This window comes from Mycobacterium farcinogenes (genome assembly GCF_019739075.1).
In the GTDB taxonomy this organism is placed as follows: Bacteria; Actinomycetota; Actinomycetes; order Mycobacteriales; family Mycobacteriaceae; genus Mycobacterium; species Mycobacterium senegalense.
This window is the reverse complement of record NZ_CP081673.1, coordinates 1,469,167-1,489,459: the sequence shown is the minus strand read 5'-3', so window position 1 is coordinate 1,489,459 and position 20,293 is coordinate 1,469,167. Positions and strand designations below refer to the sequence as shown.

Below are 20,293 nucleotides of genomic sequence, written 5' to 3'. Positions count from 1 at the left end.
GAGGGGTTACTTCTTCTCGCGTTGGGATTTGCCGCTGTCCCACCGGTTGAAGCCGGCTTTCTCGGCGGATTCCACATCGGCGAACCAGATCTCGGCGATGGTCACCGAGTAGGACGGGCTCTCCGGCGAGTGATAGAGCATCGAATCCTCGTTGCCCTTGATAAGATAGCCCTTCGGGGTGCCCGCACCCGAGACCCGGACCGAGCCGGCACCGTACGGCGTCTCCTCGACCACCTTGACGTCCTCGCCCGCTTCATCGTCGGGGGCCTCGTGGGCACCACCGCCGGAGGCGAACTTGGCCGCCCCCGCTGCCCCCGCCGCACCGGCGGCAGCCGCACCCGCCGCCGCGGCACCGGGGCTGGTGACCTTCGGCAGCTGCGTGGTGGGTTCGTCACCCGCACCGACCTTGGGCAGCCTGGTCGTCGCGTCATCGGTGACAGCCGTTGTACCGGCGGCAGTTCCACCGGCGGCTGCCGCCTTGGCCCCGGTGCCGGCTCCCGCCGCGGTGTCGGGACGACGACCGAGGGCACCGTAGACCGGCACTTCCCGCTTGACCCTGCGCAGGGTCAGCGCCAGCGTCAACACCAGCCCGAGCACGAAGGCCAGGGCCATCAACCACCAGTTCACATCACTCATCGTCCCGCTCCAATCTCACGCGAGCCGGGCAGTTCGGCGAACGCCTCTTCCTCACTGGTGGGCTTGACGGTCACCACGGTGATCAACCAGGCGACCAGCGATCCCACCACGAACGCGAGCAGATACCACAACCATTGGATTACGAAGTCCATGTCGAATCTCCCTAGTTGACCGTGATCTCGACGCGGCGGTTCTGCGCCATGCCTTCGGGCGTGTCGTTGCTGGCGATCGGATTCGCCGAACCCGCGCCCGACGACGTCACGTGATCAGCGGCCAGGCCTTGCGAAACCAGGTAATCGGCAACAGCTTTGGCGCGGTTACCACTCAACGGCACGTTGATCGCGTCGTTGCCCGAGCTGTCGGTGTAACCGGTGACGGTCACCCGCGCGCCCGCACACGACTTGAGCTTGTCGGCCACCTGCGTCAGCAGCTGCTGCGATGCCGGCGCCACGGCGAACCCGTCGGTGCTGAAATTGATCGGAGTCCGCAGCAGGGCACTCACATCGCCCTGCAGCGCCGCACAGGGTCCGGGCGTGCCACCCCGAGCGCCCGGTGCGCCAGGCGCCCCGGGGGCCGGAGGCGCGGGAGCAGGCGGTGCGGCTGCAATCTGAATGTTGTTGACCAGCTTGATGTTCGGCCACGCCTCCTTGGCGGCCGCCTCGACCGCATCCCGCACCTCCGCCGACGGCGCGGTACCGGTGAGCGTCAACGTGTCACCGTCGACGCTGAAGTTGAAGTCCGGAATGCCCTCGGCCGCAGCGTCGAACACCTTGCCCAGTGCCGACACGTCGGGGGTGTTCACACCCGGACGCAAGTTGAGGTTGTCGACGAGATTGACGTCGGCGCCGAATTTTCCGCGCAGCCAATCCAGCAATGCGGTTTTGGCAGCGGCATCCGGAAGGTCACCGGTGAGGGTGAAATCGTTGCCGTTACGGGCGATCGACAACGGCGCGAAGGAGAGATTCGGCAAATTGACATTGGGCGCGTTGGCGTCCGGGGCATTCACCTCTGGAGCGGTCAAGGTCGCTGTGGGATTCACGTCGGGAAGCGTGACATCGGCGTTCTTCTGCGAGCGGTCGAGCCCGCCCCAGCCGATCAGCCCCAGCAACAACGGAACTGCCGCAAGCGCCAACAACCAACCCACACCGGGTGGTCGCCGATATAACTTTGAGGCTGTTTGCCAGCCTGTGATTGTCCGAGATTCGTCCGAACTCGACATTTTGGGCACCCCCTGAAGTCGTCGAACAGTTATCTACAGCAGCGAAACAGGTTGACGGTAGCAGCAAATGGAAATCAACGGTTAGGTTCGGCCAACACTTTCCGAACCTACGGAAACGTCAACGGACGCCGAGCAGATCGATCACGAAGATCAGCGTCTTGCCCGAAAGTCGATGCCCCGAACCCGCAGGACCATAGGCCTGGGCAGGCGGAATGACGAGTTGACGACGACCGCCGACCCGCATGCCGGGAATTCCGTCCTGCCAGCCCTGAATTAGGCCGCGCAATGGGAATTCAATGGACTCTCCGCGATTCCACGAGCTGTCGAACTCCTCACCGGAGTCGTATTCAACACCCACGTAGTGCACCTCGACAGTGCCGCCGGGCACTGCCTCGGCACCGTCGCCGACCACCAGGTCGGTGATGACCAATTCGGCAGGGGCAGGGCCCTCGGGAAACTCGATGTCAGGTTTTGTACTCACCTGATCAACGGTAGTCCGGCAGACTGGGTGTGTGGCCAAAGATCAAGACATCCTCGCCGAAGTTCACCGACTCGTTGCCGAAGAGCAGGAGCTCCGGACCAAACTGCAGCGACGGGAAATCGACGAATCCGAAGAGCAGCAACGACTGAGATCGCTGGAAGTCGCCCTCGACCAGTGTTGGGACCTGTTGCGGCAGCGCCGCGCGCTGCGTGACACGGGACAGGATCCGGGCCTGGCCCAGAAACGCGGGGCCGACGAGGTCGAAGGCTATCGAGGCTGACCGGCCCGGCGTGACGGAAAAGGCGTTGGACGCCGTCATCATCGGCGGCGGGCACAACGGCTTGGTGGCCGCTGCCTACCTGGCCCGGGCAGGACGGCGAGTTCAAGTGCTCGAGCGCCTCGACCATGTCGGCGGCGCAGCGGTTTCGGCGCACGCCTTCGAAGGCGTCGACGCCCGGCTGTCGCGATACTCCTACCTGGTCAGCCTGCTACCCCAACGCATCATCACCGATCTCGGCGCGCGCATCCGGCTGTCGCGCCGGCGCATATCGTCCTACACCCCCGACCCGGCCACCGGCGGCGCCACGGGACTGCTGATCGGGCCGCAGCCGACCTTCGACGCGATCGGCGCCGGCACCGACGCATCCGGGTTCGGCGATTTCTACCGACGGTGCGCACTGGTCACATCGCGCATCTGGCCGACGTTGCTCCAACCGCTGCGCAGCCGGAGCGAGATGCGCCGAAACGTGCTCGGCGGACACGAAGCCGAGACCGCCGCAGCCTGGGAGGCGCTGATCGAACAACCGATCGGCGAGGCGATCACCACGGCGGTGACCGATGACCTGGTGCGCGGCGTGATGGCCACCGACGCGCTGATCGGCACGTTCGCCGCGCTGGATGATCCCTCACTGATCCAGAACGTGTGCTTTCTCTACCACCTGATCGGCGGCGGTACCGGCGACTGGGACGTCCCCGTCGGCGGTATGGGCGCGGTCAGCGGAGCTCTGGCGGCCGCCGCGGCCGGTTTCGGCGCCGAAATCATCACCGGTGCAGACGTTTACGCGGTCACACCCGACGGCGAGGTGCACTATCGGCACGGCGGGTCGGTGCGACACGTCTCCGCCGAACATGTGCTGGCCAACGTCACCCCGGCCGCACTGGCCGAACTGCTCGGTGAACCGGCACCTGAGACCGCCCCCGGGGCGCAGGTGAAGGTCAACCTGATGCTGCGTCGGCTCCCGCGCCTCCGGGACCAGCACGTCACGCCCGAGCAGGCATTCGGCGGCACCTTCCACATCAACGAGACCTTCAGCCAGCTGAGCACGGCCTACCGCGACGCCGCCGCCGGGCGGGTCCCGGACCCACTGCCCTGCGAGATCTACTGCCACTCCCTGACCGATCCCAGCATCCTGTCCGACGATCTGCGGGCCTCGGGGGCACAGACGCTGACCGTCTTCGGCTTGCACACCCCGCACGCACTGTCCGCGGGCGATCCCGACCGGGCCCGCGACCGGCTGACCTCGGCGGTGTTGACATCGCTCAATTCCGTTCTGGCCGAACCGATCCAGGACGTCCTCATGGAGGATGACGCGGGCCGGCTGTGCATCGAGACCAAGACCACCGCCGACCTGGAGCAGGCCCTGGGGATGACGGCCGGCAACATCTTCCACGGCGCACTGCGGTGGCCGTTCGCGGCGGACGATGCTCCGCTGGAGACACCGGCCCAGCGCTGGGGTGTGGCCACCGCCCACGACCGAATCCTGTTGTGCGGCTCGGGATCAGTGCGCGGCGGGGCGGTCTCGGGAATCGGTGGGCACAATGCCGCGATGGCGGTACTCGAGAGCTGAGTCTGCGCCGCACATGCTACGGCGCGGTGATCTTGCGCAGGATCCCTCGCAACGCTTCGAGGTCTGCGGTGTCGAGCGCTGCGAGCGCCTGCGGCGCCGGGTCCTCGACGTCGTTGAGGCGCGCCAGCAGCGCGCGGCCGTCATCGGTGAGCGAGACCAGCTTGCTGCGCCGGTTGGCGGGGTCGATTTCGCGCACCACCAACCCCCGCTCCTCGAGATCGTTGACCGCGACCGTGGCAGCCGGGGCGTCGACCGTCGCCGCGTAGGCCAGCTGCTTGACGGTCAGCGGTTCTCGCGCCAGGCGTTTGAGCACACGGATGCGGCTGAACGGCAGCCCGGTCCGTTCGATCACCGCCCGCCGCCAGCGGTCACGGTGGTCGAACACCAGTGTCGTCAACGCGCCCCACACTTCGTCGGCCAGCCGGTTCTGCGGGTCACCGGGCATGAGCCACCTCCGCGGCGTCGTGATGACCGATCAGCGGTGCCAACTTCTGCGCCGAACGCAGTGCCCACGGCGTGGTGGAGACGAGACCGAGGGCGAAGATCACCAAACCCAATGCGGCACAGATGAACCACAGCGGTCGAGCCGCTGTCGCGAAATCCGCCCCGGTCCCGGCCAGCGCGGCACCTGCCACCGAACCGCAGAGTGCCACACCGACACTCACACCGACCTGACGGCTGGTGGACGCGACCGCCGAGGCCGCACCCGCCCGATCGAGCGGCATCCCACTGACCGCCGTGGTGGTGATGGGAGCGTTGACCATGGAGAAACCGATTCCGAACACCGCGAACATGACCAGCAGCTGCCACACCGGAGTCTCACCCGTCAGCCGGGTCAACAGGATCGTGGCCACCGTGATCGTGGCTCCCGACACCAGAAGCGAGGGCCGGCTGCCGTAGCGCCCGACCAAGCGCCCCGACAGCGGTGAGAAGATCAGCGCGCCCGCAGCGACCGGAAGGTAGATCAAACCGGTGTGCATCGCCGAGTATCCGCGCTCGGTCTGCAGGTACAGCGACATCATGAACAGGAACGCCCCGTACGCGGCGAACGCACAGACCGCGATCAGGGTGGCCGAGGCGAACGGCACGCTACGAAAGAACCGCAGGTCGATAAACGGGTCCCGGCGGCGCGATTCGTAGCGCAGGAACGCCACCAGGGCGAAGAGCGCGGCAACGGCGACGGCCAGGGTGCGCGGGTCGGTCCAGCCGAAGCCCGGGCCCTCGATGAGCACGAAGACCACCCCGAACAGGAACCCCACCCCCAGCGCCTGGCCGATCGGGTCGAGATCGCGCATGGTGGCCGACTTGGATTCGGGCACGAAGATCGCGGTGAGGACGACGGCCAGGGCGCAGATCGGCAGGTTGATCCAGAACACCGCGCGCCAGTCGACGTACTCGATCAGCGCCCCGCCGACAATCGGGCCGAGTGCCATCGAGATGCCCACCACACCGCCCCAGACACCGATCGCGCGGGCCCGCTCGACCCGGCCGGTGAACACCTGGGTGATGATCGACATGGCCACGGGGTTCAGCATCGAACCGCCGATGGCCTGCAGGAAACGCGCGGCGATCAGCGTTTCGATGTTGGGCGCCAGGCTGCACAGCAGGGACGCGGCGGCGAAGATGGTCAGGCCGAGCTGGAATGTCCGCCTGCGGCCGAACCGGTCGCCGGTGGCGCCGGCCAGCAGCAGCAGCGACGCCAGCACCAGCGTGTAGACATCGACGATCCACTGCAACTGCGAGGGTGACGCGGCCAGGTCGTCACGGATGCTGGGGATCGCGACGTTGACGATGGTGGCGTCCATCGACACGATCAGCAGGCTCAGACAGCACGAGACGAGGATGATCGCCTTGCGACGCGCGCTGAGCGAGCCAACAGTTGTATTCACACAACTATTGTGAAACTACAACCGTTGATCAGGCAAGTCGGAACCAGAAACTCACTGGAACGCCTCAGCGCGTCAGCCCTACTATTCACCTTCGGCTTGAACGTCGCTTTTGGCTTGAACGTCGCTTTTGACTTGAACGTCGCTTTTGACTTGAACACGGAGGGGAAGCAACAGGGTGAGGACGTGGAGTACCCGAGTCGAACGTCCGGAGGACGCCCGGGCCATTCACTCCGTGAACGCATCTGCGTTCCCCACGGAATTCGAAGCCGATCTGGTCGACTCGCTGAGGGCGGATCCGGCGGCCTGGATCGAGGGATTGTCCGCCGTCACCCTCGACGAGAACGGCGCCATCGTGGGATACGCGTTGCTCACCGTGCACAGTCGGCGGTCAGCCCGCACTTGCGCTCGGCCCGTGCGCGGTTGTCCCCGCATCCCAACGCGGCGGCGCCGGCTCCGCGGCGATTCGCGCGGTACTGCAGCAGGCACGACACCGGGAAGAGAATCTGGTCGTGGTACTGGGCCACGCCGAGTACTACCCGCGGTTCGGGTTCACCCCGGCAGCTGAATTCGGCGTCACCGCACCATTTGCCGCACCTGACGAGAACTTCCTCGCGCTGGCCCTCAAACCCGATCAGACCACGCCACGCGGTGAGGTCGCCTACCCCGAAGCCTTCGGCGTATGACGTGCACGCTCCGGGCTACGACGATGAACGGCGTTGTCCGCCAGTAGAAATAGGCTTGCGCCGTAGGAGACACTCGGGACTGTGAACGAACGGAACGCACTCGTCGCCGCCGCGGTGGCCGCCGCCGGCATCGAACCGGCCATCAAGATTCTCGACGCCGACGCCAAGACCGCCGCAGCGGCAGCCGAACAACTGGGCTGCGAAGTCGGGGCTATCGCCAACAGCCTGGTGTTCGAATGCGACGGCGAACCACTGCTGGTCATGGCCAGCGGCGCCGCCCGGGTGGACACCGGCGTCGTCGCCGGCCATCTCGGGGCGACCGAGATCCGCAAGGCCGACCCCAAGCTCGTCCGCAGCGCGACCGGACAGGTGATCGGCGGCGTGGCGCCCGCGGGTCATCCGGAGCCGCTGCGCACCGTCGTCGACCAGACGCTGGCGTCCTATCCGACCATCTGGACCGCGGCGGGCACCGCCGATTCGGTGATGCCGCTGACTTACGCCCAGCTACTGGCCCTCACCGGCGGCGTCGCCCTGCCGGTGCGCTGACCCGGCATGGCAAAAGCCCGGGAGCACAGTGCCCCCGGGCTTTCGTCAGATGATCTCAGCGCTTGTTGATGTCGACGTAGCCGCGCTCGGTGTAACCGGTGTAGATCTGGCGCGGACGGCCGATCTTGTTGGGCTCCGAGTGCATCTCCCGCCAGTGCGCGATCCAGCCCGGCAACCGGCCCAGCGCGAACAGCACGGTGAACATGCGCGTCGGGAAACCCATCGCCCGGTAGATCACGCCGGTGTAGTAATCGACATTCGGGTACAGCTTGCGCTCGATGAAGAAGTCGTCGGTCAACGCGATCTCTTCGAGCTGCTTGGCGATGTCGAGCAGCTCGTCGTCGCCCCCGAGCTTGCCCAGGATCTTGTCGGCCTGCTCCTTGACGATGCGCGCCCGCGGATCGTAGTTCTTGTACACCCGGTGGCCGAAGCCCATCAGCTTCACACCGTCTTCGCGGTTCTTGACCTTCTTGACGAACGTCTGCACATCGTCGTCGCCGGTGCGGATCTTCTCCAGCATCTCCAGCACCGCCTGATTGGCGCCACCGTGCAGCGGCCCCCACAGCGCGTTGATACCACCGGAGATCGAGGTGAACAGGTTGGCCTGCGACGAGCCCACCAGCCGCACCGTCGAGGTCGAACAGTTCTGCTCGTGATCGGCGTGCAGGATCAGCAGCATGTCCAGCGCGCGGACGATCTCGGGGTCGACCTCATAGGGCTCGGCCGGGAAACCGAACGTCATCCGCAGGAAGTTCTCCACCAGCGTCAACGAGTTGTCCGGGTACAGGAACGGCTGCCCCTCGGACTTCTTGTAGGCATAGGCCGCGATCGTGGGCAGCTTGGCCAGCAAACGAATCGTCGACAGCTCGACCTGCTTCTTGTCCAGCGGATCCAGCGAGTCCTGGTAGTAGGCGCTCAGCGCGTTGACCGCGCTGGACAGCACCGGCATCGGATGCGCGTTGCGCGGGAAGCCGTCGAAGAACCGCTTGAGATCCTCATGCAGCAGCGTGTGCCGCTGAATCTGGGTGGTGAACGTCTCCAACTGCTCGGCCGTCGGCAGCTCACCATAGATCAACAGGTAGCTGACCTCGATGAAAGTGGAGTTCTCGGCCAACTGCTCGATCGGGATGCCCCGGTACCGCAGGATGCCGGCATCACCGTCGATATAGGTGATCGCCGACTTGGTGGAAGCGGTGTTGACGAAGCCACCATCAAACGTGGTGTAGCCGGTCTTGGCCAGCAACGGACCAAGCGCGATGCCGTCACTGCCCTCGGTGGCATGGACGATATCGAGATCAATCTCGCCACCGGGGTACTTGAGAGTGGCAAGCTCCTGCCCACTCGACGGGTTTTCGGCCACGGGAATCCCTTCATCGCGTCCTGGGAACCGACAACTGCTCTACAAAAGGTAGTCGCAATCGCTCGGCGCTGCCCGCGGGGGGTTACTAACGGGTCACCGCAAAGGGCTGAGCGCAGGTTCGGGCGCCTCCTGAACGCCCGCCGCGACCGCACGGAAATCGGCGTACGTCGCCTCGATCCGCGCCACGATGTCGTCCACGGTCACCGATCTCCAATTTGCCTGAGATCCCAGGTCAGCGATGGCAGTCATGATGATCGAACCCCACACCACGGCGGTCAGCTTGAGCCGGCGATCGCCGCCACGCACCCCCATCCGCTGCGCCAGCGCCGCGTTGACGGCATCCGCCCGGAACTCCGAAGCGGACTGCATCAGCGCCGGAGACGACGTGATGATGCGTGCCGAAGCCAGCAGCCGATCCGAGGTGAGCTGAGTGGGCGGTGCGGTCTTGGTCTTGAGGAACGCCTCGATATGCGCGTGGTACAGCGCCTCGATATGCGGGATCCCGGGCGGTTGCGCGGCGAGCGCGATCGCGACGATCTCGCTCACCTCATCGATGAAGGCCAACACGACGGCATCCTTGGTGGCGAAGTAGCGGCTGAACGTGCGCGGGGACACATCCGCGACCGCTGCGATCTGCTCGACGGTGGTGTGCTCGAAACCCTGGCGGTCACACAGGTCGATGGCCGCCTCGATCAACATCGCCCGGGTGCGTTGCTTCTTCCGTTCACGCAAACCCACTGCAGCCTGTCGCACAACGTCAACCACGAAATCGGATGCTAGCCACCAAAGGACTGTTTTTCGGTCCATTTCGGCAACTACGTGGCTCCGGACGCCATTCGCCGGTGGTCATACTTTGTCCGGTTCGGACTGTTCCTGCCGCGCGGCCGTGCTCACTCCACTCGCGCTCACCCGGTAGCGGACGAACGCAGGCACTGCCAGTGCCGCGATCAGCACTCCCCCGACCACCAGCACGCCGCCACCGGCCGCGGCGACGGTAGTCCCCACCGCGGCTGCCGCGGCCCCGTGCAAGGTGTCGGCCAGCCTCGGACCACCGGCGACGACGACCGTGAACACGCCCTGTAGCCGGCCCCGCAGCTCATCGGAGGCCGCCTGCTGCAGGATCGTCGATCGGAACGCAGCCGAGACCATATCGGCCGCGCCACCAATCGCAAGGAACGCCAAGGCAATCCACAACAGCAGCCCGGCCGTGCCGCCTGCCGCCCCGGCGGCGACGCCGAACCCGACCATCGCCAGGCCCCACACCACGATCGCGAGCACCACCGCCAGCCCCTGCCTGCGGATGCGCGGCAGCCAGCCGGAGAACACGCCGCCGGCCACCGCGCCGGCCGACATCGCCGCGGCCAGCAACGCCATCGCGGTGCCGCCCTCGACGGGGCCGCCGAAACTCTCGTGCGCCATCTGGGGGAACAACGCGCGCGGCATCCCGAAGATCATGGCCACCAGGTCAACGACGAACGACATCAACACCACCCGGTTGCCGGCCAGGTAGCGGAACCCGTCCAGCACGGCCGTCAGGCCCCAGCGGGAGACGCCCTGCTCGGTGCCCACCGGCGGGATCGGCGCGAGGCGGAACGTGGCCCAGATCGGCGCCAGACAGGTCACCGCATCGATCAGGTACAGCGTCGAAAGGTCCACCCAGTTGAGCAGGAAGCCGGCCATCAGTGGTCCGACGATCGCGCCGAACTGCATCACCGTCATGTTCAGCGAGTTCGCCGCGGGCAACTGCTCGCCGGGCAACATCCGCGGAATGGCGGCCGACCGCGTCGGGCTGTTGACGGCGTAGAACGCCTGCTGCACACCCAGCAGGCACAGCACCACCCACACGTTGTTCACCGCCAGCGCGGCCTGCAGCCACAACAGCACCGAGGCCCCGGCCAATCCGATCGAGGCGATGATCAACAACAGCCTGCGATCCATCGCGTCGGCCCAGGCGCCGCCCCACAGCCCGAAGACCACGAGCGGTACCAGCGCGAACAAGCCGGACAAGCCGACGTACCAGGAGTTCTCGGTGAGCACGTACAACTGCACCGGCACCGCGAAGATGGTCAGGTTGGCGCCGATGACCGTGGGGATTCCGGCCAGCCACAACCGCCGGAAATCCGGGGTGCGCAGCGGTGTGGTGTCGGCGAAGAACCTACGCACTACGCCGGGCGAGTGAAGCGAGGGGAACTGTCATGGCTGGAGGCGCTCGACCCGCGTGCCGGTCACGCGAATGCGGTTGTGCACCCGGCTTTCCCGGCCCTGCCAGAATTCGACGCTCTCGGGTGCGATCAGATACCCACCCCAGTTCGGCGGCGCCGGAACCGCTTCGAGGCCGGCGAACCGCTCCGTCACCTCGGCAAGCTTGTCCAGCAGTTCCCGACGCGACGCGATCGGCGCGGACTGCTGCGACGCCCAGGCACCCAGCTGTGAACCTCGCGGGCGCTTGGCCCAGTACGCCTCGGTCTCCTCACGGCTCACCATGGTCACCGAACCACGCACGTGCACCTGGCGCCCGAGGCCGTACCAGGGGAAGGTCGCCGACGCGTGCGGATTCACGGCCAATTGGGTGCCCTTGGCGGAGTCATAGTTGGTGTAGAACGTGATTCCGGTCTCGTCCATGCTTTTGCACAACACTGTTCGGGTGACCGGTCTTCCCTCATTGTCGGTGGTGGCCACCACCATGGCGTTGGGCTCAGCCACCCCGGCGCGGTACGCGTCGCTCAGCCAGGCGCGCAGCAGCGTCAGCCAGCCGGTCGCCGGGTCCTCACCGAGCCAATCGACATCCAGATCGCCGCAGCCGTCCTTTTCGACGTAATCCACGCGCATGGCAGCCAGGTCGTGCTCGTGGTGATCGGGGGTTGGTCCGGAAGGTCTTGCCACCGCGGTAACGCTACGCCTGCACTTGGTGCAAGAATCTGCACATGCCCGCTGTACCGGATGGCTTTGTTCCCGGCCTGGAAGGCGTCGTCGCCTTCACCACCGAAATCGCTGAACCGGACAAGGACGGCGGCGCCCTGCGCTACCGGGGCGTGGACATCGATGACCTGGTGAGCCACCGCGTCACGTTCGGAGACGTGTGGGGACTGCTGGTCGACGGCAGCTTCGGCACCGGGCTGCCCCCGGCCGAGCCGTTCCCATTGCCGATCCACAGCGGCGACGTGCGGGTCGACGTGCAGGCCGGGCTGGCCATGCTGGCACCGATCTGGGGTTACGCGCCCCTGTTGGACATCGACGACGACACCGCACGGGACCAGCTGGCCCGGGCTTCGGTGATGGCGCTGTCCTACGTCGCGCAGTCGGCCCGCGGCATCTACCAGCCCGCGGTTCCGCAGCGCACGATCGACGAATGCGACACGGTCACAGCGCGTTTCATGACGCGCTGGCAGGGCGATCCAGATCCCAAGCACGTCGAGGCGATCGACGCCTACTGGGTGACCGCCGCCGAACACGGGATGAACGCGTCGACGTTCACCGCCCGGGTGATCGCCTCCACCGGCGCCGACGTCGCGGCCTCGCTTTCGGGTGCGGTCGGCGCGATGAGCGGCCCGCTGCACGGCGGCGCCCCGGCCCGGGTACTGCCGATGATCGAAGAGGTCGAGAAGACCGGTGACGCCCGTGCGGTGGTCAAGGGCATCCTGGATCGCGGCGACAAGCTGATGGGCTTCGGGCACCGCGTGTACCGCGCCGAGGACCCCCGCGCCCGGGTGCTGCGCGCCACGGCCGAACGCCTTGGTGCACCCCGCTACGACGTGGCCGCGGCCCTGGAGCAGGCCGCGCTGGCCGAGCTGCGTGAGCGCCGCCCGGACCGGGCCATCGAGACCAACGTCGAGTTCTGGGCCGCCGTCATCCTGGACTTCGCCCAGGTACCCGCCTCGATGATGCCCGCGATGTTCACCTGCGGGCGCACCGCGGGCTGGTGCGCGCACATCCTGGAGCAGAAGCGGCTCGGCAAGCTCGTGCGTCCGGCTGCCATCTACGTCGGCCCCGAACCGCGCAGCGTCCAGGCGGTCGCCGGATGGGACAAGATCGCCACGTCATGACCGCCGGTCGCGACGTCTTCGCTTCTGCAGCACACGCTTTCGCCCGATTGGTGCAGGTGCTGCCGGCGGATTCGTTGGACGGCCCCGGTTTGGGCGAGTGGGATCTGCGCGCCCTGGTGGGCCACACCTCGCGCTCCCTGGTCACCGTCAGCACATACCTGCAATCCCCGGCGTCGACGGCCGACCTGGCCGGCCCGGTCGAGTACTACGCCGCCATGCGCGGATACATGTCCGACGCCGGCGCCGAGGCCATCGTCGAGCGTGGCAGGCAGGCCGGGCGTGACCTGGGTTCCGACCCCGCCGCCGCGGTGGACGCGCTGGCCAGCCGGGCCCTGGACGACATCGACGACGCGGGAGACCCGCTGATCACCGTCATCGGTGGGTACGGCATCCGGTTGAGCGGGTACCTGCCGACCCGCGTCTTCGAACTCGCTGTGCACAGCCTCGACATCGCCCGGGCCGCAGGCCTTTCGGCAGACCTGCCGAAAGAGGTGCTGGAGGCGGCCGGCGTCCTGGCCACCCAGATCGCCGTGGAACTGGGCCAGGGCGAGACCCTGCTGATGGCACTGACCGGCCGTACCGAGCTACCGAGAACCTTCTCGGTCACCTGATCTCTCTGCACCGTTGGTGCGCGTGTCAGACCCGGTGGTTGCATGGGACGTGGCCGCCGATGAGATCCGCCCGCCGCGCGGGTCTGCATTGAATCCGCTCAACCAACACCAGGAGAAGATCATGGCGATCGAAGTAACACCCGCAGTCCTGCCGCATCTGGTTGTCGACGATGCCGCTGCGGCAATCGAGTTCTACGTCAAGGCTTTCGGGGCCACCGAGCTGGGCCGAGTGCCCGGCCCCGACGGCAAGCTCGTGCACGCCGCCCTGACCATCAACGGCTCCACGGTCATGCTCAACGACGACTTTCCCGAGTACAACGACGGCAAGCCGTCGACACCCAAGGCGCTGGGCGGCACCCCGGTGACCATCCACCTCACCGTGACCGACGTCGAGGAGAAGTTCGCCAAGGCCGTCGAGGCCGGGGCCGAGGTGGTCATGCCGTTGGAGGACCAGTTCTGGGGCGACCGCTACGGCATGGTCCGCGATCCGTTCGGCCACCAGTGGTCACTCGGGCAGCCGGTCCGTGAGGTCAGCATGGACGAGATCGAAGAGGCGATGAAGTCGGGGCAGTAGCCTCACCTTCCCGCGGTTCATACTGGTCTCCTCGCGATACGCCACGAAGGAGACCGATGAGCACCCAGCCTGCCGACACCACGCCGGCTGCCCGCGCACTGACCTGGCGAGTCGTGGACATCGTCGTCGCCAGCGTCCTCGCAACGGCAGCCGGACTGGTGTTCGTGGTGTGGAACATCGCCTCCAACCCCATCAGCGCACCGTTGACGGCGGTTCTGCCGGGCCTGCAGGCACTGCTGGCCGGAGGCTGGTTGTTCGCCGGGGTGCTCACCGCCCTGGTGATCCGCAAACCCGGCGCCGCCCTGTACGGCGAACTCGTCGCCGCCACCGTCTCGGCACTGGTCGGCAACCAGTGGGGCGTGCTCACCCTCGAGTCGGGACTGGTGCAGGGCATCGGCGCGGAACTGGTCTTCGCGGCGTTCCTGTACCGCCGATGGGGCTTGCCCGTCGCATTGCTCGCCGGGGCCGTCGCCGGGTTGGCGCTGGCCATCAACGACCTCATCCTGTGGTACCCCGGTTCGGCGAACACCTTCGCCGCCATCTACACCGTCTCGGCGATCGTCTCCGGCACCCTCGTCGCCGGCCTGCTCTCGTGGTTCGCGGTCCGGGGTCTGGCCAAGACCGGAGCGCTGAGCCGGTTCGCCTCGGGCCGGATGAGCCCCGACGCTCGATGAGCGCACCGCACGGCACCGGTGCCAGTGTTACGGCGCAGAACTGGGGTTGGAGCCACGCCGGGCGCAGCGCCTGGGCCGTTCGCGACCTCACATTGGAGATCGAACCGGGCGAACGCGTGCTGCTGCTCGGCCCGTCCGGGGCGGGGAAATCGACTCTGCTGCACGGTATCGCCGGGTTGCTCGGCGGGGCGGACGAAGGCCGGCAGGCCGGCATTATCCAGGTCGACGGCCGCCCGCCGAGTGAACAGCGCCATCGAATCGGAATGGTGCTGCAGGATCCCGACTCCCAGGTGATCCTGTCCCGGGTCGGTGACGACGTCGCCTTCGGCATGGAGAACTTCGGCGTTCGACGCGAGCAGATCTGGCCCCGCGTGCACGCCGCACTGGACGCCGTCGGCCTGAATATCAGCTTGTCCCAAGCCACTTCGGTGCTCTCCGGTGGGCAGAAGCAGCGTCTGGCCCTGGCCGGGGTGATCGCCATGGATCCCGGCCTGATCCTGCTCGACGAACCGACGGCCAACCTCGACCCGGCAGGCGTGATTGAGGTACGCGATGCCGTCGCCGAATCGGCAGCGCGCACCGGTGCGACTCTCGTCGTCATCGAGCACCGCACCGAGATGTGGCTGCCGGTGATCGACCGGGTGATCGTGCTCGGCGCGGACGGCGAGGTGATCGCCGACGGCACCCCGGAGCAGACCATCCGGCACAACCACGACTACCTGGTCCGATCGGGAGTATGGGTACCCGACACCCCGCTGCCCGACATCGACCGCCACCGGTTTCCCGCAGCTGAATCGCTGCTGCAGGCAACGGGTCTGGCCTTGGCCCACCCCGGCGACCCGCCCATGCACATCGACTTGAACTTCGAGATCTCGGCCGGGCAGACCACCGTGATCACCGGTCCGAACGGCGCGGGCAAGTCGACGCTGGCGCTGACCATGGGCGGTCTCTTGCCGGCGCCGGCAGGCCGGCTCGAGGCACACGCCCGCTTCGCACCGTCCCCGTCGCGCCGGCAACCCGTCAAATGGCGGTCCAGGGAACTGCTCACCCGGATCGGCAGCGTGTTCCAGGACCCCGAGCACCAGTTCCTCGCCGGCACGGTCCGCGACGAGCTCGCGCTGGGGCCCAAGGCGATCAAGCTGGGCCACGCCGAGATCACCGAGCGCACCGACGAACTGCTGGAACGCCTGCGGCTCACCCACCTCGCCGAGGCGAACCCCTACACCCTCTCCGGCGGGGAGAAACGCCGCCTGTCGGTCGCCACCATGCTGGCCACCGCACCCAAGGTGATCATCCTCGACGAACCCACCTTCGGGCAGGACCGCCGGACCTGGGAGGAGCTGACCCGATTACTGGCCGAGATCGCCGACACCGGAACGGCCGTCGTGGCGGCCACTCACGATCTCGACTTCGCCGCGCTGCTCGCCGACGCCCGGATCGAGCTGCCGGACTGGGAGCCCACCGCGGAGTCGGCGTCATGACCGCACGCACGATCAACCCGGTCGCGCGCCTGCTCACCGCGCTGGTCATCGCGGCCGCACTGGTGTTCTCGGTGGACTGGGTGTCGGCGCTGACCGCGCTGATCGGTGAGCTCGTGCTGTTCGCCATCATCGGTGTCACGCTGCGTGCGGCGCTCACCCGCGCCGCCGTAGTCCTCGTCGCAGCCGCCCTCACCGGCGTCACCATCCTGCTCTACGGACAGACCAGCGGCACCGTGCACTGGCACTTCTTCCTGGTAACGATCAGCGACGGGTCCATCGCGCTGGCCCTGGCCACGTTTCTCCGCGTCCTGGCGATCGCGCTGCCCTCGGTCATCCTGTTCATCGACGTCGAATCCACCGAGCTGGCCGACGGTTTGGGGCAGGTGCTGCATCTGCCGGCCCGGTTCGTTCTCGGTGCGCTGGCCGGCCTGCGGATGGTCGGCCTGCTCGGCCAGGACTGGCGCTACCTCGGCTACGCACGCCGGGCCCGCGGTGTGGCCGACCACGCCAGGGTGCGGCGGATCGCCGGCCAGGCGTTCGCCCTGCTGGTATTCGCCGTGCGACGCGGATCGAAGCTGGCCACCGCGATGGAAGCACGCGGGTTCGGCGCCTACCCGACGCGCACCTGGGCCCGTCCGTCACCATTCGGGGGACGCGAGTTCGCCTTGATCGCAGCGGGATTCGCCATCGCCGCAGCCGCGATAGTGGTGTCGGTGGCGTACGGGACATGGAACTTCATTGGCTCTCGATGACCTCCTGCGCCGCCTCGGCGCGTCCGCGACGACGGTACTGATCGACGGCCGTTCGGGGTCCGGCAAGTCCACCCTGGCCGCCGAGTTGCACGACGTCTGGACCGAAAGCGTCGTCGTCCGGCTCGACGACATCTACCCGGGCTGGGACGGGCTGCTCTGGGCCGCCGACCATGTGCAGCGGTCACTGCTCGAGCCACGAGCGGCCGGGCACCCCGGACGCTGGCGGCGATGGGACTGGGCCGCAGCCGCACCGAGCGGCTGGCACAGCGTCGAGCCGGGGCAACGCCTGATCGTCGAGGGCATCGGCGCACTCACCCCCGCCGCCCGGGCGGACGCGGACCTGGGTATCTGGGTCGACGCCGACGATGCCGAGCGCAAGCGCCGGGCACTGGAGCGCGACGGGGACACCTACCGGCCGCACTGGGACCGGTGGGCCGCCCAGGAGGAGGAGTTCATCGCCCGGTTCCGGCCGAGGATGTGCGCCGATCTGATCGCGGTGCCCACGGCACACGGATTCGAATTCCGCGCGCCTGCTTAGCGTAGACCGGCCAGAACCCGTTGCCGGATTGTGGGTTTCGGCGCCGTCGCGGCGACCGCGACCATCTCGTCGACCGAGGTGAACTTGTCCCGCGGCCGGTCCTCGCCACCGCGGGCGATCTCGGCGGCGTCGATCGCCTGCCACCCGGCCGCGTCCACCATGGCGGGCTGGCGCGTCCGCACCAGCTTCTCCAAGGCGGCCTGCCTGTGCACCGGATCGGTCAGCACGCCGGCGTTGTAATCGTCGACCAACTGGTGCACGGTCTGGGCCGCACACGACTTGTTGGTACCGATGAAGCCGGTGGGTCCGCGCTTGATCCAGCCGGCCACGTAGGCGCCCGGCGTGTCCCGGACGCGTCCGGCGTCATTGGGCACAACAGCGGCATCGTCGTCGAACGGGAGATCGGCAATTGCCTTGCCGCGGTAGCCGATCGAGGTCAGCACCAGCCCCGCGTCGAGCGTGCACACGTCATCCGTTCCGGTGATACCGAATTCGATCCCGGTCACGCGCTGTTCGCCGAGCACGCGCTGCGGGGTGAGCCGATAGGCCAGCCGGATCCGCGGCCGGGTCAGCGGAGCCGAGGCATTACCCAGCTTGGCCAGGATCTCCAGCTTGTTGCGGGTCAGCGGGTCCGTGGCGCGGGCCAGATCTGCAGCTACCAGCTGATGGTCGGCCTCATCGAGCACGACGTCGCAGCTGGCGGTCAAACCGATCAGTTCAGGCAACGTGAAAGCCGACTCGGCGGGCCCGCGGCGGGCCGCGACCACCACCTCGGAGACCTTCGAGGTACGCAGGGCCGCCAGGGCATGATCGGAAATGTCGGTGCGGGCCAACACATCCGGATCCGTGGTGAGGATGCGGGCGACGTCGAATGCGACGTTGCCGTTGCCCACGATCACGACCCGCTCATGGCTCAGATCCACGGGCAGGTCGGTGAACTCGGGATGCCCGTTGATCCAGGCCACCATCTCGGTGGCGGTCCCGGTGCCGGGCAGGTCCATGCCCTCGATGGCCAGCCGACGATCGTTGGGCGCACCGACCGCATACAGCACGGCGTGATGATGCTCCAGCAGATCGGCGTGCGACAGGTGCTTGCCCACCTCGACGTTGAGGAAGAACTTGAACCCCGCGTGCTTGGCGATCACGTCGAACAGCCGAGTCACCCGCTTGGTGCTCTGGTGGTCGGGTGCGACGCCGGCACGCACCAGCCCGTAGGGCGTCGGCAGCTTCTCGAAGACGTTGACCCGCACGCCCCGCTGCGTCAACAGCTCGTCGGCCGCGTACATGGCGGCCGGACCGGAGCCCACGATCGCCACGGTCAGCGGCGCACCCCCGTGCGGTTCGACCTTCGGCGCCGCGATCACCGGCGCCAGCTTGGACGTCGGCGGCAACTTGCCTTCGCGCTTCGGATAGAAGGCCGCGTTGAGCTCGATGAACGGCAGCTGCTTCTCGGTCAGCCGGGTATCGGCCGCGATCGCGCCGACCGGGCACGCACTCACGCACGCGCCACAGTCCACGCAGGCATCGGGATCGATGTAGAGCATCTCGGCTGTCGCGAAGCCCGGCTCATCCGGTGACGGATGAATGCAGTTCACCGGACACGCGTAGACGCAGGACCCGTCGCTACAACACGACTGGGTGATCACGTGGGGCATTCAGAACCTCAGCAGACCTTGCGATTTTCGGGGCGAGCTTCAGGCGACCGAGACGAGGTGCTCGCGCTGCGGCTCGCTACGGTAGCGGCTCGGCGGACCGTCGATCTTGCAGATCTTCCACATCAACTTGGCGATGGGGTTCATCAAACCGGTGTCGTGGCAGAGCATCCGGACGTCGCCGAACATGTCCCTCAGCATCTTGCGCGATTCGGGTGCGCGGAAGAACAACTCCTTGCGCACCGAGCGCGGGATGTCGAATTCCTTCCAGAACGCGCGCGGCGGCACGATGATCGCCGAGCACAGGATCCGCATGGTCAGCGGCACGAACAGGGACAGGATCCAGCGCTGCCGGCGGCGCAGGTTCGGCACCCGCTTGTGCAGGTACTGGTGCGCGAACGAGATGTGCCGCGCTTCCTCGGCGACGTGGATGGCCATGACCCGCTCCATGATCGGGTGCAGGGCCTTGCCCTCGCGCAGCACGTTCTTCTGCGTGTGGTCGATCGGCTCCTCGCCGGCGAGCACGCCGAAGAAGAACGGAATCGGCAGCGGGCCGGCCGCCAGCGGGATCAGCGGCTGCAGCCACTTGAGCAGACGCGGCATGCCCGGCACGTCCATGCCGATGCGGTTCACCATCTCCTGGAACATCAGGGTGTGGTTGCACTCTTCAACGGATTCGTGCAGGCAGTACCGGTATTCCGGCGAGCCGTTGGGCACCCAGAACGAGTACTCCATCAGGCCGCGGATGAGGATGTTCTCGAAATGCAGGCCGACCTTGGCGACGTTGGCCTGCCGCCACATGCCGATCTCGATCTGACGCTCGACCGGCTGAGCCTGGTACCAGCGGTGACCACCCATGGGGTCGGTCGCCGGCAGGATCCAGCGCGGATCGTTGGGGATCACCGCGAACTCCGGCGAATCCCATTCGATGTCCTTGTACGGGTTGAAGTTCCGTCGCACCGAACCCTCGGAGAGCGTGGAGAGCATGTCGGTGTACTGAATGTCGTCGCTGACGTCCATGTTCTTGCGCCAACGCCTGACCATCTTGGTCCGAGCCATGTTGCAGACCTCTCTATACTCGTCTGAGGTTTACATCTACCCACTTCTTGTCCAAACGGTACCGCAGGTATCGAGTAAAAGTCCATGCCTGATTCGATTTGTTTGCCAATCGGCGGCCAACCGCAGCCGATCCGATGACAAACACCCAGTTAGAGGCGATGATCACACGCCGGACTGTGGTAGCCGACACACTGCGAAAGATTGCCGCTGCCGTCTAAGCGGCCTGACCACCGCATACAGCCTGCGCA

The 20,293-nt window shown here is 67.1% G+C and carries 23 protein-coding genes; 11 read left to right on the top strand and 12 right to left on the bottom strand.

What is annotated here, in order from left to right:
* Positions 1-6: 6 nt before the first annotated feature.
* From arfC to K6L26_RS06955, 4 genes are all read right to left on the bottom strand, one after another.
* Positions 7-636, bottom strand: coding sequence for a channel accessory protein ArfC, sunset domain variant (arfC, locus tag K6L26_RS06970; protein ID WP_064896930.1), 630 nt, complete (start codon positions 634-636; stop codon positions 7-9).
* Complete coding sequence (gene arfB, locus K6L26_RS06965) at positions 633-788, bottom strand: channel accessory protein ArfB (RefSeq protein ID WP_019349024.1); 156 nt, start codon at positions 786-788, stop codon at positions 633-635. Before arfB ends, arfC begins: the two co-directional genes overlap by 4 nt.
* Before the next feature lie 11 nt (positions 789-799).
* The gene (arfA, locus tag K6L26_RS06960) at positions 800-1,855 is read right to left on the bottom strand and encodes a channel-forming protein ArfA/OmpATb (protein ID WP_064896932.1); all 1,056 of its coding nucleotides are present in this window, start codon (positions 1,853-1,855) and stop codon (positions 800-802) included.
* 118 nt (positions 1,856-1,973) lie between these two features.
* On the bottom strand, positions 1,974-2,336 hold the full coding sequence (locus tag K6L26_RS06955; protein ID WP_019349026.1) for an FKBP-type peptidyl-prolyl cis-trans isomerase: 363 nt from the start codon (positions 2,334-2,336) through the stop codon (positions 1,974-1,976).
* 31 nt (positions 2,337-2,367) lie between these two features.
* On the opposite strand from K6L26_RS06955, the gene K6L26_RS06950 reads away from it, so the two are divergent.
* The gene (locus K6L26_RS06950) at positions 2,368-2,616 is read left to right on the top strand and encodes a DUF2630 family protein (RefSeq protein WP_076112070.1); all 249 of its coding nucleotides are present in this window, start codon (positions 2,368-2,370) and stop codon (positions 2,614-2,616) included.
* 10 nt (positions 2,617-2,626) lie between these two features.
* On the top strand, positions 2,627-4,183 hold the full coding sequence (locus K6L26_RS06945; protein ID WP_064896934.1) for a phytoene desaturase family protein: 1,557 nt from the start codon (positions 2,627-2,629) through the stop codon (positions 4,181-4,183).
* Positions 4,184-4,199: 16 nt separating this feature from the next.
* Here the strand turns inward: K6L26_RS06945 and K6L26_RS06940 are convergent, their stop codons facing one another.
* Together K6L26_RS06940 and K6L26_RS06935 are read right to left on the bottom strand one after the other, a co-directional pair.
* Positions 4,200-4,628 carry a MarR family winged helix-turn-helix transcriptional regulator gene (locus tag K6L26_RS06940; RefSeq protein WP_019348750.1) on the bottom strand — a complete coding sequence of 143 codons (429 nt, stop codon included), beginning with the start codon at positions 4,626-4,628 and terminating at the stop codon, positions 4,200-4,202.
* Positions 4,618-6,072: an MFS transporter gene (locus K6L26_RS06935; protein ID WP_064896936.1), complete on the bottom strand. Its 1,455-nt coding sequence runs from the start codon at positions 6,070-6,072 to the stop codon at positions 4,618-4,620. The genes K6L26_RS06940 and K6L26_RS06935 overlap by 11 nt, the downstream gene beginning before the upstream one ends.
* Before the next feature lie 509 nt (positions 6,073-6,581).
* On the opposite strand from K6L26_RS06935, the gene K6L26_RS31960 reads away from it, so the two are divergent.
* The gene (locus K6L26_RS31960; protein ID WP_308204252.1) at positions 6,582-6,755 is read left to right on the top strand and encodes a GNAT family N-acetyltransferase; all 174 of its coding nucleotides are present in this window, start codon (positions 6,582-6,584) and stop codon (positions 6,753-6,755) included.
* A gap of 81 nt (positions 6,756-6,836) precedes the next feature.
* Entirely contained in the window at positions 6,837-7,301 is a 465-nt protein-coding gene (locus tag K6L26_RS06925) for a YbaK/EbsC family protein (protein ID WP_064896938.1), read from the top strand.
* Positions 7,302-7,356: 55 nt separating this feature from the next.
* On the opposite strand, the gene K6L26_RS06920 is transcribed toward K6L26_RS06925, so the two are convergent.
* From K6L26_RS06920 to pdxH, 4 genes are all read right to left on the bottom strand, one after another.
* Entirely contained in the window at positions 7,357-8,661 is a 1,305-nt protein-coding gene (locus K6L26_RS06920; protein ID WP_019343535.1) for a citrate synthase, read from the bottom strand.
* A gap of 93 nt (positions 8,662-8,754) precedes the next feature.
* Entirely contained in the window at positions 8,755-9,426 is a 672-nt protein-coding gene (locus K6L26_RS06915) for a TetR family transcriptional regulator (protein WP_043367784.1), read from the bottom strand.
* An 81-nt stretch (positions 9,427-9,507) separates the two neighbouring features.
* Positions 9,508-10,824, bottom strand: a complete 1,317-nt coding sequence (locus K6L26_RS06910; RefSeq protein ID WP_064896940.1) for an MFS transporter — start codon at positions 10,822-10,824, stop codon at positions 9,508-9,510.
* Positions 10,825-10,854: 30 nt separating this feature from the next.
* Positions 10,855-11,544, bottom strand: coding sequence for a pyridoxamine 5'-phosphate oxidase (pdxH, locus tag K6L26_RS06905; protein ID WP_036392096.1), 690 nt, complete (start codon positions 11,542-11,544; stop codon positions 10,855-10,857).
* 41 nt (positions 11,545-11,585) lie between these two features.
* On the opposite strand from pdxH, the gene K6L26_RS06900 reads away from it, so the two are divergent.
* The 7 genes from K6L26_RS06900 (at position 11,586) to K6L26_RS06870 (ending at position 17,334) form a co-directional block, all read left to right on the top strand.
* The gene (locus K6L26_RS06900) at positions 11,586-12,704 is read left to right on the top strand and encodes a citrate synthase 2 (protein ID WP_064896942.1); all 1,119 of its coding nucleotides are present in this window, start codon (positions 11,586-11,588) and stop codon (positions 12,702-12,704) included.
* A complete protein-coding gene (locus tag K6L26_RS06895; RefSeq protein ID WP_019343530.1) occupies positions 12,701-13,315 on the top strand; it encodes a maleylpyruvate isomerase N-terminal domain-containing protein in 615 nt (204 codons plus the stop codon). Before K6L26_RS06900 ends, K6L26_RS06895 begins: the two co-directional genes overlap by 4 nt.
* A 121-nt stretch (positions 13,316-13,436) precedes the next feature.
* On the top strand, positions 13,437-13,889 hold the full coding sequence (locus K6L26_RS06890; protein ID WP_064896980.1) for a VOC family protein: 453 nt from the start codon (positions 13,437-13,439) through the stop codon (positions 13,887-13,889).
* A gap of 56 nt (positions 13,890-13,945) precedes the next feature.
* Positions 13,946-14,563 carry an ECF transporter S component gene (locus K6L26_RS06885; protein WP_019343528.1) on the top strand — a complete coding sequence of 206 codons (618 nt, stop codon included), beginning with the start codon at positions 13,946-13,948 and terminating at the stop codon, positions 14,561-14,563.
* Positions 14,560-16,044: an ABC transporter ATP-binding protein gene (locus K6L26_RS06880; RefSeq protein WP_064896944.1), complete on the top strand. Its 1,485-nt coding sequence runs from the start codon at positions 14,560-14,562 to the stop codon at positions 16,042-16,044. Before K6L26_RS06885 ends, K6L26_RS06880 begins: the two co-directional genes overlap by 4 nt.
* On the top strand, positions 16,041-16,796 hold the full coding sequence (locus K6L26_RS06875) for an energy-coupling factor transporter transmembrane component T family protein (RefSeq protein WP_064896946.1): 756 nt from the start codon (positions 16,041-16,043) through the stop codon (positions 16,794-16,796). Before K6L26_RS06880 ends, K6L26_RS06875 begins: the two co-directional genes overlap by 4 nt.
* Positions 16,783-17,334, top strand: coding sequence for a nucleoside/nucleotide kinase family protein (locus K6L26_RS06870; RefSeq protein WP_064896948.1), 552 nt, complete (start codon positions 16,783-16,785; stop codon positions 17,332-17,334). Before K6L26_RS06875 ends, K6L26_RS06870 begins: the two co-directional genes overlap by 14 nt.
* On the opposite strand, the gene K6L26_RS06865 is transcribed toward K6L26_RS06870, so the two are convergent.
* On the bottom strand, positions 17,331-18,989 hold the full coding sequence (locus K6L26_RS06865) for a 4Fe-4S binding protein (protein WP_064896950.1): 1,659 nt from the start codon (positions 18,987-18,989) through the stop codon (positions 17,331-17,333). The genes K6L26_RS06870 and K6L26_RS06865 overlap by 4 nt on opposite strands.
* Before the next feature lie 39 nt (positions 18,990-19,028).
* Complete coding sequence (locus K6L26_RS06860) at positions 19,029-20,045, bottom strand: AurF N-oxygenase family protein (RefSeq protein ID WP_047038674.1); 1,017 nt, start codon at positions 20,043-20,045, stop codon at positions 19,029-19,031.
* Between the last annotated feature and the right edge of the window lie 248 nt (positions 20,046-20,293).